This is a genomic window from Arthrobacter sp. 2762 (assembly GCF_040548745.1).
Classification (GTDB): domain Bacteria; phylum Actinomycetota; class Actinomycetes; order Actinomycetales; family Micrococcaceae; genus Arthrobacter.
Map to the genome: position 1 here is coordinate 129,862 of NZ_JBEPSI010000003.1, position 12,995 is coordinate 142,856.

Below are 12,995 nucleotides of genomic sequence, written 5' to 3' on the forward strand. Positions count from 1 at the left end.
CGGCTGTCCGGCGATAAAAGGAAGATCGATAATGGCACGGACCGGCCCCAAAAACTCAGCCCGCAGGGTGCTGACTTGGCTTGGAGCAATATTCGTTGTACTCACCGCTGTGCTGGGTGGCGGAGTCATTTCCGGCCATGCAAGCTGGGCTCCCAAACTTGCCTTGGACCTCGAGGGCGGCACCCAGATGATCCTGGCACCGCGGGTAGAGGGTTCCAGCGAGATCACTGAGGAACAGCTCAATCAGGCAGTTGCCATCATCCGGCAGCGTGTGGACGGCTCCGGTGTTGCCGAAGCCGAGATCAGCACCCAGTCGGGGCGCAACGTGGTGGTGAGCCTCCCGGGAACTCCGTCCAAGGAAACCCGTGATCTTATCCAGGCGTCGGCGGACATGAACTTCCGCCCGGTGATCGCTGCGGCTGATCCTGCTGCCGTCCCTGTCGAATCCCGTACACCGGATGACAAGCTGCCCAAGCCCACCGCAGAGCCCACCAACGCGAGCGACACCAACTGGGTGACTCCTGAGATCTACAAGGAATTCGAGGCGCTCGACTGCGTCAACCCTTCCACTGAGAAGCGGGAACGTTCTGATCCGGCGAAGCCTCTGGTGACCTGCGAACCGGCAACGGACAAGACTCCCGCCATCAAGTACATCCTTGGTCCGGTCGAGGTCAAAGGCCAGGACATCAGCTCCTCGTCCTTCTCGCAGGTGCAAGGCGCACAGGGATCGGTGACGAACTCCTGGGGTGTGAACATCACGTTTAACTCCGAGGCAACTGCCAAGTTCAAGGAAGTTACGGAGCGGCTGAACCAGTTCTACACCGCGTCCCTTGCCCAGGGCGGCAACGATCCCAAGGCACAATTCGCCATTGTCCTTGATGACAAGGTCATCTCAGCACCGAGGTCCCTTGCTGTCATCACTGACGGAAAACCGCAGATCACGGGTAACTTCACCCAGGCCTCAGCAAAAGCACTGTCCGACCAACTCCGCTATGGCGCTTTGCCGATCTCCTTCGAGATCCAGTCCCAGGAACAGATCTCTGCCACGCTCGGTGGCGATCAGCTCCGGCTCGGCCTGCTTGCCGGCCTCATCGGCTTGTTGCTGGTGGTTGTGTACTCGCTGTTCCAGTACCGGGCCCTTGGCTTTGTCACCATCGCTTCCCTGGTTGTCGCCGGTGGTTTGACCTACCTTGCCATCGCCATTCTGGGGTGGACTGAAAACTACCGCCTTTCCCTCGCAGGTGTTGCAGGCCTGATCGTGGCCATCGGACAGACGGCCGACTCGTTCATTGTGTACTTCGAACGAATCCGCGATGAACTTCGTGAAGGCCGCGGGCTCGTATCCGCCGTCGAAAATGGCTGGAAGCGTGCCAAGCGGACTGTCCTGGCCTCCAAGGCAGTGAACTTGCTGGCAGCCTTGGTCCTTTATTTCGTGGCTGTAGGCAATGTGCGTGGCTTCGCGTTCACGCTTGGCCTCACGGCTGTGGCTGACCTCATCGTGGTGTTCATGTTCACGCACCCCATGCTGCAGGTCCTTGCCCGCACAAGGTTCTTTGGCGAAGGCCACAGGTTCTCCGGCCTGTCACCTGACCGTCTGGGAGCTGTCCCGCTGTATCGGGGAGCCGGACGTCTCCGCACACCTGCTGAGAAACCGGCCGTTGTCCGTGCACGCAATACAGGTGCCGCGGCTGAAGCAGAACGCCGCATGACCATCGCCGAACGGCGCCTCGCCGAGAAGGGCCAATTGACCGGGCCTTCCAACGGCACCAAGGAGGAGAAGTAATGACCACGAGCTTCGCAACCTTCGGCAACGAGCTTTACACGGGCAAGCGCTCTTACAACTTTGTTGATTCCAAGAAGATCTGGTTCATCATTGCTGCGGTCGCTGTGGCCCTCTCCATCCTGATCCCGGTATTGAAGGGCGGCTTCAACCTCGGCATCGAGTTCCGCGGCGGCTCGGAGTTCACCGTTTCCAACGTAAAGACCACCGATGCCGGCCTGGGCGAAAAGGCCGTCCATGACGTCGTATCCGGTGCCATTCCCCGCGTTGCGAACGTGGCGGGCAACACCATGCGGATTCAGACGGATCAGCTGACCGATGACGAGACCAACCGCATCAAAGAGGGCCTGACCACCGCTTACGGTGTAACGGACAACGAGGTGACATCAAACTTTGTTGGTCCCACGTGGGGTCAGGATGTCACACGCCAGGCGCTCATTGGGTTGGTCGTCTTCGTCGGCCTCGCTGCTGTCCTCATGGCTTTGTATTTCCGGACCTGGAAGATGTCACTCTCTGCCTTGGTGGGCATGCTCGTCACCATGTTCACCACAGCGGGCGTCTACGCCCTGAGTGATTTCGAGGTGACGCCATCGGCCATCATCGGATTCCTGACTGTGCTGAGCTATTCGCTGTATGACACCGTGGTGGTCTTCGACAAGATCCGCGAGAACACAGCGGACATTTCCACCTCCACGCGCCGGACCTTCGGTGAAGAGGTCAACCTTGCGGTCAACCAAACCCTGGTCCGCTCCATCAACACCATGATGGTTGCCGTCCTTCCGGTTGCGGCGATCCTCTTCATCGGGGCCGGACTGCTGGGCGCAGGAACGCTGCGGGACCTTTCCCTGGCGTTGTTCGTCGGAATCCTCATCGGAACGGCAGCGACCATCTTCATTGCGGCACCGCTCTACGCCTGGCTGCGCCAGGGCGAGCCGGACCTCGTGAAGCAGGCCAAGAAAGTGGCCCACCGCCGGGCCGAGGCCACTGTTTAGACTATTTCCATTGGGCATTACGTCCTGGAGCAGGACCCCGCTTTACAGCGGGGTCCTTTCTCTTTGACTTGCCGGGGCGTGCGTCATGTGCTGTCCGGTTGCGGAAGCATTCGCCTGCGGGAATAGACTGGAAGAATTAAATAGGTCGTGAGGGGTACTTCTGTGGAAGAACGTGCGACGTCGGCACCACCGACGGGCGGGGAGGACAGTCACCACGGTGTGACGGTTCCGGCAACAAGCGTGGCTGGACGGACTGCTGGTACGGTTCCAGTCGATACTCCCGGCGTGCGTCCAACCTTTCCGGGTCGGCGGGAGCGCACCCGTTCCAGGCTTGCGCGATTGACCGGTCGGGGGATGGCGCCGTACTCGCCGATTCTGGAACCGCTCCTGCGAACGGTGCGGGCCAACAACCCCAAAGAAGACTTCGACCTCATTCAGCGCGCATTCGCGGTAGCAGAGCGCAGCCATCAAGGGCAGAAGCGCAAGAGTGGTGATCCGTACATCACCCACCCGGTGGCAGTAGCCACCATCCTTGCTGAGCTGGGGATGACAGGAACCACCCTGGCCGCTGCGTTGCTCCATGACACGGTGGAGGACACCCCCTACACCCTGCATGACCTGACCCGCGACTTCGGCCCGGAAGTCGCCATGCTTGTGGACGGCGTGACCAAACTGGACAAGGTCAGCTTCGGCGAAGCAGCCCAGTCGGAGACGGTCCGCAAGATGGTCGTGGCCATGGCCAAGGACATCCGGGTCCTGATGATCAAACTTGCCGATCGGCTCCACAACGCCCGTACATGGCGGTTCGTTTCGGCAGAGTCGTCGTCCCGTAAAGCCCGCGAGACGCTGGAGATCTTCGCTCCCCTGGCACACCGCCTGGGTATGAACACCATTAAGTGGGAGTTGGAGGATCTGTCCTTCGCGGCGCTCTACCCCAAGGTGTACGAGGAAATCGTCCGCATGGTGGGGGACCGCACCCCCGAACGCGAGAAGAGCCTGAGTGTCATCCGCAACCAGATTGCCGATGATCTTCGGACTGCGCGGATCAAGGCGACCATCACCGGCCGGCCCAAGCACTACTACTCGATCTACCAGAAGATGATCGTCCGCGATAAGGACTTTGACGACATCAACGACCTCATGGGCGTTCGTGTCCTGGTTGACTCGGTGCGGGATTGTTACGCGGCACTTGGTACCCTGCACTCGCGATGGAACCCCCTCCCAGGGCGGTTCAAGGACTACATCGCCATGCCGAAGTTCAACATGTACCAGTCCCTGCACACCACCGTGATCGGCCCGGGTGGAAAGCCCGTGGAAATCCAGATCCGTACCCATGAGATGCACCGCCGGGCTGAGTATGGCGTTGCAGCCCACTGGAAGTACAAGGACCAGCCCAACCGTACTGCTGTGGGCCCTGGCAGCCCACGCGACGGCGATATGGGCTGGCTGCGGTCCTTGGTGGACTGGCAGCAGGAAACGTCGGACCCGGGCGAATTCCTCGATTCACTGAGGTACGAGATCAACGCACGGGAAGTCTTCGTCTTTACGCCCAAGGGCGAAGTCATGGCCTTGCCTGCTGGATCGACTCCCGTGGACTTCGCCTACGCGGTTCACACGGAAGTGGGTCACCGGACCATCGGAGCCCGCGTTAACGGCAAACTTGTGCCGCTCAACAGCGAACTGAACCATGGCGACTGGGTCGAGATCTTCACCTCAAAGGCGGAGGGTGCAGGTCCAAGCCAGGACTGGCAACATTTCGTCAAGTCGGCAAGGGCCCGGAACAAGATCCGCCAGTGGTTCACCAAGGAACGCCGTGAAGAAGCGATTGACCGCGGCAAGGACATGCTGACGCGGGCAATGCGAAAGCAGAACCTCCCACTGCAGCGGCTGATGACGCACGATGCGCTGTCTGCCGTCGCCGAGGACTTCCACTACGTTGACATCTCCGGGCTGTATGCAGGAGTGGGTGACGGCCACACTTCTGCCCAGTCCGTCATGGAGAAGCTCGTAGAGCATCTTGGTGGGCACGAGACCCCGGATGAGGACCTTGACGAGGTCAGCATCCCCACGCAGGTTGCCAAGTCCAAATTTTCCGATTCCGGTGTCATCGTTCGCGGCGTGGGAGACGTGTGGGTCAAACTTGCCCGGTGTTGTACCCCTGTGCCCCCTGACCCGATCCTTGGATTTGTCACTCGTGGTTCGGGAGTGTCGGTCCATAGGACCGATTGCACCAACGTCTCCGGGTTGCGCGACCAGCCGGACAGGATCGTCGAGGTCGAATGGGCACCAACACAGTCCAGTGTCTTCCTGGTGGAGATTCAGGTGGAAGCCCTGGACAGGAAGTCACTCTTGTCCGATGTCACGCGTGTCCTGTCTGAAAACCATGTCAACATCCTTGCGGCCTCGGTCCACACCTCAAGCGACAGGGTGGCGATCTCCAAATTTGCCTTCGAAATGGGCGACCCAAAGTATTTGCACCATGTCCTCAGCGCGGTGCGGCGTATCGACGGGGTCTTCGACGTGTACCGCACCACGGGTAACAGGCGCAGGAGCTAGTTCGGGGACACGAGCCGTGCGAGCGTGGCGAGCGCACGCTTCTTGTGGGGAACCCGCGGCGTTGCCTCCACGGCAAGGGTGAGTAAACGGAGCCTGACGCCGAGCTCCGGGTGGTCCAGGAGCCGCCGCAGGGCGGGCAGGGCCTGATCCGACTCGACGTGCAGTGCAATGTCCGCTGCTGTTCTCAAAGGGCTGCTGACCAGCATCCCACCAAGGCTTACGACGTCCAGTTGGCCGAGCCGGACCTCATGGAGGTTGCACCCCCGGGCACTGCGCACGCTGGAGATACGATGCTTGGCATCCACCAGAAGTGATAGCCGCTCCGGAGGGCTCGCGCATCCGTAGATCCACGCGGCGGTAAGCCTGCCCGCCACCACCTTGGTCCGCATCCGGTCCGGGACAGTCAAGGCAGCTGCACGGGCGCGGAGGCGGGGCGTGACGGCAATCCCGGGCGACGCATAGCTCCTTCCGTACAAGGGAAGCAGGATGCCATCCAGCGCCATGCCCTGCAATTCAGGCCAGGTGAAGATGCGGCTGGGTGCGTAGAGCTCGGGAAGAACGGGTTCCTGCAGTTGCGGGGCTGTGACGGGTGGGACCATTCATTGATCATTCCGTGTCCTGGCCGCAACAGTACAGGCCCCGTACCGGGCATGTGGATAACCGGTACGGGGCCTGCAGAAAAAACATGGGCTCACCATGAACCCAAAGCTGGGTCAGGCTAGATCGCTCGCTGAGCGCTGGATCTGGTCCAGCCACGCCTGACGTGCTTCAAGAGCTTCACGCGCGGCCTTAATGCGGCGCTGGTCTCCGGCTTTTTCAGCCTTCTCCAGATCCTCCTTGAGCCCGGCAATCGCGGACTCAAGCTGCGACAAAGCGCTGTTGGTGCGGGCCTTGGTCTCCGGGTTGCTCCGGCGCCACTTCTCCTCCTCGGCCTCGCGGACTGCGTCCTCCACCTTGCGAAGACCGGCCTCGATGCGGCCCATATCCGCCCTGGGGACCTTACCGGCATCTTCCCAGCGGTCACGAATGGACTGCAGGGCCTTCTTCGTTGCGTTGAGATCGTTGATCGGCAGCAGCGCCTGGGCCTCAGCTACCAACTGCTCCTTCACTGCAAGGTTGGCCGTGTACTCCTGGTCGATCTGCTCGTTCGCAGCCTGCCGGTTGCTGAAGAACACATCCTGCGCGGCGCGGAAACGGCCCCAGAGCGCGTCGTCATCCTTGCGGCTGGCGCGTGGGGTGGCCTTCCACTGATCCATGAGCCTGCGGTACTCCCCGGCGGCATAGCCCCAGTCAGTGGAAGAGGAAAGCGCCTCAGCCTCTGCGATCAATGCTTCCTTGGCCACCTTGGCCGCGGAATTGTTGCTGTCCAGCTGCGAGAAGTACGCGCGGCGGTGGCGGTCGAAGACAGTGCGTGCCGAGCGGAAGCGCTTCCAGAGTGCGTCTTCATTGCTCCGGCCAAGACGGACCCCGCTCTTCTGCGCAGCCTTCCACGTCTCGAAGAGTTCGTTCATTCGCGCACTGGACGTCTTCCATTGGATTTGCGCAGGATCCTGGCCAGCGATGGCCTCTGCCTCCGCCACAATGGCTTCGCGCGCGGCAAGCTCGTTGGCGCGGACGGCCTCATGGGCTGCTTTCTCGGACTTTTCCAGCTCGGCGATCTGCTCGGACAGCGTGTCCAGGCGTGCTTCGGCCGAACGGATATCGCCCACCATGTTGCGCTCTGCGAGCTGCTCACGGAGGTGGGTCACCGTTTTCTGCATGTCCGTTGCCGGCGCTTTGGACTCCACGCGGTGTTCCAGCAGGACTATCTGGGCAATGACGTCGTCGAACTTCCGCGCGAAGTAGCCCAGGGCTTCGTCAGGGCTAACACCCGGGTACTGGCCAACGGCAATCTCTTCGCCATCCAAAGTGAGGAATACGTGGCCGTCGCCTTCGGCCCGCCCCCACTTGGCTGCCTCTGCAAGCGAGGCGGCAGAGACTGCGGGTGCAGCCGGAACGACGGCGGCAGGCGCCTTGGGGCGGGCCGCGAAAGCAGCAGGGGAAGGAGTGGGACGCGAATCGGCAGGCTTGGTTTCCTCCGCTGCCGGTGCCGCCTCAGCCGCTGGTGCTTCCTCCGCTACGGGTGCCGCCTCAGCCGCTGGTGCTTCCTCCGCTACGGGTGCCGCCTCAGCCGCTGGTGCTTCCTCCGCTACGGGCGCCGCCTCAGCTGCTTCTGCAGGCGTTTCTTCTGTTGCAGGCGTTTCTTCAGCGGCAGGGGCTTCGGTTGCTGCCGGTGCTTCGTCGGCCGCAACTGCGGGAGTTTGTTCAGCCGCAGGTGCTGCTTCAGTGCCGTTCGGGCTGTTTGCCTCGACTGCGTCTTGGTTGGCCACTACTGCTGTTTCGTCGGATTTCTGACTGTCTGTCACCGCTAAAAGTCTTTCGCTTGGAGGGACTGCTAAGGTACTGCACCCCGGACCGGGGCCAAAGGCTGGTTACTTCAGAGAAAACGAGTCTATCGTGACAGGTGCCACAGGGGCGCCGTCGGTCGCGTTTTCGCCCGGCTTCAGGCCTGCTGCAGCGATTTTCGTGACCACGTCCAAACCACTGGTGACTTTGCCGACCACTGTGTAACCACCGGCCGTGTCCGCAGGAATTGTTGTGTCCTTGTAGACAATGAAGAACTGATGACCGTTGCCGTAGGCGTTGTTTCCCGAGCGTGCAACGGCGATTGTTCCAGCCGGGTATATGTTGTCCGATGGTGTGTTCTCCAGGGGACCCCAGCGGTAGTTGGGATCGTCTGCGCCGTCTTCGGACTTGGCGCCGCATTGCAGCAGGCCGAACGTCTCTGAGGTGGTAAGGCGGTGGCAGAAGGCTCCGGTGTAATAACTGGCATCGGTGAGGGACTTGATGACGGCCGCCGCCTGCGGGGCAGCAGTTCCGTTCAGTTCCACTCCCACGACGCCGCTGTTCAAGGCGAGCTCGCCGGTGAAAGTTTTGCCGGCTGCGGTGTCCGGGCTGGGTATGTCTGCGCTGTTGGATGCCGAAGGTGAGGCCGACGGGGAGCTCAGTCCGGCCTCTGCGGCGGCGAACTCTGCCTCAGTGGGGTTGGAACTGAAAACTGTCAGTTGCAGCACCACCGCAAGGATCACAGCGGCAGCGCCCGCGCCGATGGCAACAGTGTTGTCGCGTTTGCGCCGCTTGCCCTGTTCCTGCCGCAGGGCACGCTTGGCTTCCATCTGCCGGATGCGGCGTCTCGCTTCGCGGTCATCCCGCGACCTTGTTGCCAAGAGTCCTCCTGATTGTGTCCACGTTCGCCGGCTGCCTGCAGGGACCGGGCATGCTGCATTAGATGTGCACGCGCGGAAAGCATAAACTGGCTGCCGCACATAGTTTATGCATGACCGGCTGGACGCCCGCCCCATAATCGCCGAAAAGGCCTTTAAAGCTGCGGTGCTCATTCCTGAGTCAGCTTTCTTCGAGGAGATTTATCCACCATGGCACGTACCGCCTCCCTGTCCGGATTCCCCGAGTGGCTTCCCCAGGAACGGTTGGTGGAACTCCATGTGCTGGACACGCTCCGGAAAACGTTCGAACTGCATGGTTTCTCCTCGATTGAAACGCGTGCTGTTGAAACGGTCGGCCAGTTGCTGCGTAAAGGCGAGATCGACAAAGAGGTCTATGGCCTGAGCCGTCTGCAGGACGACGACGAAGTTTCCAGGTCAACCACTACGGACAAGTCAGACAAAGCCGATCCGAATGCGCTTGCCCTGCACTTCGACCTCACTGTTCCCTTCGCCCGGTACGTCGTGGAGAACGCGGGTTATCTTGCCTTTCCCTTCCGCCGGTACCAGATCCAGAAGGTCTGGCGTGGCGAGCGTCCACAGGAAGGCCGCGCCCGCGAATTCACCCAGGCAGATATAGACGTGGTGGGCGATGGTGAGTTGCCGTTCCGCTACGACGTCGAAATCGCGTTGGTCATCGCTGAGGCGCTGAGCGCCCTCCCGATTCCGGACTTCCGCCTCCGGATCAACAACCGCAAGCTGGCTGAAGGCTTCTACCGCGGTATTGGCTTGACTGATACGGCCGGAGTCCTGCGGAGCATCGACAAACTGGAAAAGATTGGCGAAGGCAAAGTCGCTGAGCTGCTCAAGAGCGAGCTCGGCGCCTCGGATGAGCAGGCGGCACTGGCGCTCAAGCTTGCCACCATCCGCACGGAGGACACCTCGTTCGTGGATCAGGTACGTGCCCTGGGGGTGGCTGATGACCTCCTCGAGGAAGGATTGAGCGAGCTCCAGCAGGTCATTGAGGCTGCGGTCCAGCGCGCGCCCGGCAAAGTGGTCGCCGACCTCAGCATCGCCCGGGGACTGGACTACTACACGGGAACCGTCGTCGAGACTGTCCTGGTAGGCCATGAACAACTGGGTTCGATTTGCTCGGGCGGCCGGTACGACGCCCTGGCCAGCAAGGGAAACCGGAAGTTTCCCGGCGTCGGCTTGTCCATCGGCGTCACCCGCCTGGTCTCGCGGATCCTGAGCCAGGAGCTTGCCACGGCTACCCGGGCAGTGCCGACCGCTGTCCTGGTCGCTTTGAATAACGACGACAGTTGGTCCGCTGCACAGGACGTCGCGGCACAGCTTCGCGGCCGCGGTATTGCGACTGAAGTTGCTGCGAAGGCTGAAAAGTTCGGCAAGCAGATCAAGTTCGCGGATCGTCGGGGAATTCCGTTTGTTTGGTTCACTGACGATGACGGCAAGCACCAGGTCAAGGACATCCGGTCCGGTGCGCAGGTGGACGCTGACCCGGCCAGTTGGTCGCCGTCGGAGGAAGATCTGCACGTCCGGGTCATCACTGCCTGATCCAGGCCAGGTGATTCAGCCGCGGCCGGGGCGGGTAAACTCGGACGGGATCGTCTTTGCAATGATCCCTTGAAAATTCATGCTGAAAGGAATGCTGTGCTGCGCACACATGACCTCGGATCACTTCGCTCCGAGCACATTGGACAAACCGTTACCCTGGCCGGCTGGGTGGGCCGCCGCCGTGATCACGGTGGCGTTGCATTCGTTGACCTTCGTGACGCTTCCGGTGTCGCCCAGGTGGTTGTCCGTGAAGAAGAGGTCTTCCACGGCCTGCGGAACGAATACGTACTGCAGGTGACGGGTACCGTCAACAAGCGTCCTGAAGGCAATGAAAACCCTGCGCTTGCTACTGGCGAGATCGAGGTCATGGCGGACAAGGTCATCATCCTGAACACCTCGGACCCCCTGCCATTCCAAATCGACGAGCACGTCGAAGTTGGCGAAGAAGCGCGCCTTAAGCACCGCTACCTTGACCTTCGACGCCCCGGCCCGGCCCGGAACCTCCGCCTCCGCTCAGAGGCAAACCGCATCGCCCGCGAGTTGCTGCACCAACGCGGCTACGTCGAGATTGAGACACCCACGTTGACGCGATCGACGCCGGAAGGCGCCCGCGATTTCGTCGTCCCCGCCAGGCTTGCCCCGGGTTCCTGGTACGCGCTGCCGCAGTCGCCGCAGCTTTTCAAGCAGCTGCTCCAGGTGGGCGGATTCGAAAAGTACTACCAGATTGCCCGCTGCTACCGTGATGAAGACTTCCGCGCGGACCGCCAGCCTGAATTCACCCAGTTGGACATCGAGGCCAGCTTCGTTGACCAGGACGATGTCATCGAGCTCGGTGAAGCAATTGTGAAGGCACTGTGGCAACTGATCGACGTCGAGGTCCCCACGCCGATCCGACGCATGACGTACCTGGACGCCATGGCAAAGTACGGTTCCGACAAGCCGGACCTGCGCTTCGGCCTGGAGCTGACCGAGCTGACTGAGTTCTTCAAGGACACCAACTTCGGCGTCTTCAAGGCACCTTACGTTGGCGCCGTCGTCATGCCCGGGGGCGCCTCGCAGGCGCGCCGTGCCCTGGATGCCTGGCAGGAATGGGCCAAGCAGCGTGGCGCAAAGGGCCTGGCCTACGTTCTTTACAAGGAAGACGGCGAACTCGCCGGCCCCGTGGCCAAGAACCTCACCGACGAAGAGCGGGCCGGCCTGGCCGACGCCGTTGGTGCCAAGCCGGGTGACTGCATTTTCTTCGCCGCCGGCGAAAAGTCTGCATCGCGAGCCCTCCTTGGCGCTGCACGTGTTGAAATTGGCCACCGCACGGGTCTGATCGATCCCAAGGACTGGGCCTTCGTATGGATCGTGGACGCACCGATGTTCGAGCCCGCTGCCGCGGCAGTTGCCTCCGGTGACGTTGCTGTGGGTGCCGGCCAGTGGACAGCCGTGCACCATGCCTTCACCTCTCCGAAGCCGGAGTTCCTTGACACCTTTGATAAGGATCCTGAGTCGGCGCTGTCCTACGCCTACGACATCGTGTGCAACGGCAACGAAATCGGTGGCGGCTCCATCCGTATCCACGAGCGCGAAGTTCAGGAACGCGTCTTCCAGCTCATGGGCCTGGACAAGGAGGACGCCGAGACCAAGTTCGGCTTCCTGTTGGAGGGCTTTAAGTACGGCGCGCCGCCACACGGCGGCATCGCGCTTGGTTGGGACCGCGTAGTGGCTTTGCTCGCCGGCGTCGAGTCCATCCGCGACGTTATCGCGTTCCCGAAGACCGGCAACGGCTTTGACCCGCTGACCGCCGCTCCTGCCCCCATCACGGCACAGCAGCGAAAGGAAGCCGGCGTCGACTTCAAGCCGGAAACCAAGCCTGCGGCCAAGCCGGAGACCAAGTCCGAATAAGACGGTAGCCAAAGGCTCCCCACTGATGTGGGGGGCCTTTGGTGTTCCTGCAGATGAAAGGTGCCGCGATGTTGGAACAAACATTCTTGGAAACCCTCATGGATAAGGCGTGGCCGGCCGTAGAGCGCGAAGCACTTGACTCGGGAAGTGCGGGGGAGTGGGTGCTCCGTGCGTCCGCTGGGGTCACGCAGAGGGCGAACTCCGTGTGGGCGAGGAACCTGCCCGGGATGCTGTCCGGCGCGCCGGACATGGCAAGCAGTCCGGACCTGGAAAGCAGCCCGGACCTGGAAAGCATGCCGGATCTGGAGCGGTCAGTCAGTTCGGCGTCAGCGTGGTACAGGCAGCGGCGTCTCCCGCTCATTTTCCAGATATTCGATGACTCCCGTAGTGCAGGCCTTAACGCCGTCCTGGACGGGCAACGCTTCACCAGGCAGTCCGAAACCCTGATTATGGTCCGGGGCATGGACGCCTCGGAAACCTTGGATGCCGGGTCCCAGAGGGTAGAACTCTCGGACGCGCCCACCGATGAATGGCTTCGCTTGTGGTGGTCCGTGGATGGGCGTGGTGGCCAGGCGGAACTGGAGGTTGCCCGCGCCATTCTTACCGGATGCGAGTCTGTGTACGCACTGGTGAGGGACGACGACGGCGTACCGGCCGCCGTCGGGCGCCTCGCCTTGGTGGACGGCTGGGGAGGCCTCTACACGATGGCGACCTCGGCCACCCACCGCAGGCGGGGATACGGGACGATGGTCCTGTCGGCGCTACTGAATGAGGGAGCGGCCCGCAATCTCCAGGGTTTTTGGCTGTTGGTCACTGCTTCCAACAGCGGAGCCCAGGCGTTGTATTCGGGGGCCGGGTTCGTGGAACAAGGGAGTTATCTGTATCGGCAGGCTCCTTTGAGGCGGGCGCCTGGAGGCTGCTGAGCGGCAGTTGTTGTGTCGA

General features: G+C 61.8%; 9 protein-coding genes. 6 read left to right on the forward strand and 3 right to left on the reverse strand.

The genetic code is table 11. The annotated features are described in order from the left end of the window. Positions 1–31: 31 nt before the first annotated feature. The 3 genes from secD to ABIE18_RS07240 all read left to right on the forward strand — a co-directional run bounded on the left by secD (position 32) and on the right by ABIE18_RS07240 (position 5,328). Positions 32–1,783, forward strand: coding sequence for a protein translocase subunit SecD (gene secD / locus ABIE18_RS07230; RefSeq protein WP_431115396.1), 1,752 nt, complete (start codon positions 32–34; stop codon positions 1,781–1,783). Continuing rightward, positions 1,783–2,772, forward strand: coding sequence for a protein translocase subunit SecF (gene secF, locus ABIE18_RS07235; RefSeq protein WP_442005718.1), 990 nt, complete (start codon positions 1,783–1,785; stop codon positions 2,770–2,772). The genes secD and secF overlap by 1 nt, the downstream gene beginning before the upstream one ends. Before the next feature lie 162 nt (positions 2,773–2,934). Further along, on the forward strand, positions 2,935–5,328 hold the full coding sequence (locus ABIE18_RS07240; RefSeq protein WP_477515765.1) for a RelA/SpoT family protein: 2,394 nt from the start codon (positions 2,935–2,937) through the stop codon (positions 5,326–5,328). Here ABIE18_RS07240 and ABIE18_RS07245 read toward each other — a convergent pair. The 3 genes from ABIE18_RS07245 to ABIE18_RS07255 all read right to left on the reverse strand — a co-directional run bounded on the left by ABIE18_RS07245 (position 5,325) and on the right by ABIE18_RS07255 (position 8,594). Further along, positions 5,325–5,927 carry a hypothetical protein gene (locus ABIE18_RS07245; RefSeq protein WP_499722008.1) on the reverse strand — a complete coding sequence of 201 codons (603 nt, stop codon included), beginning with the start codon at positions 5,925–5,927 and terminating at the stop codon, positions 5,325–5,327. The genes ABIE18_RS07240 and ABIE18_RS07245 overlap by 4 nt on opposite strands. A gap of 114 nt (positions 5,928–6,041) precedes the next feature. Continuing rightward, positions 6,042–7,733: a DUF349 domain-containing protein gene (locus tag ABIE18_RS07250; RefSeq protein ID WP_499722009.1), complete on the reverse strand. Its 1,692-nt coding sequence runs from the start codon at positions 7,731–7,733 to the stop codon at positions 6,042–6,044. Between the two features lie 66 nt (positions 7,734–7,799). Then, on the reverse strand, positions 7,800–8,594 hold the full coding sequence (locus ABIE18_RS07255) for a peptidylprolyl isomerase (protein ID WP_499722010.1): 795 nt from the start codon (positions 8,592–8,594) through the stop codon (positions 7,800–7,802). A 207-nt stretch (positions 8,595–8,801) separates the two neighbouring features. Here ABIE18_RS07255 and hisS point away from each other — a divergent pair, with 207 nt between their 5' ends. The 3 genes from hisS (at position 8,802) to ABIE18_RS07270 (ending at position 12,976) form a co-directional block, all read left to right on the forward strand. Further along, positions 8,802–10,163 (forward strand): histidine--tRNA ligase, encoded by a 1,362-nt coding sequence (hisS, locus tag ABIE18_RS07260; protein WP_499722011.1) that lies wholly within the window; start codon positions 8,802–8,804, stop codon positions 10,161–10,163. Positions 10,164–10,259: 96 nt separating this feature from the next. Beyond that, positions 10,260–12,053 (forward strand): aspartate--tRNA ligase, encoded by a 1,794-nt coding sequence (aspS, locus tag ABIE18_RS07265; RefSeq protein ID WP_223946204.1) that lies wholly within the window; start codon positions 10,260–10,262, stop codon positions 12,051–12,053. A 68-nt stretch (positions 12,054–12,121) separates the two neighbouring features. Beyond that, a complete protein-coding gene (locus ABIE18_RS07270; RefSeq protein ID WP_499722012.1) occupies positions 12,122–12,976 on the forward strand; it encodes a GNAT family N-acetyltransferase in 855 nt (284 codons plus the stop codon). Positions 12,977–12,995: the final 19 nt, after the last annotated feature.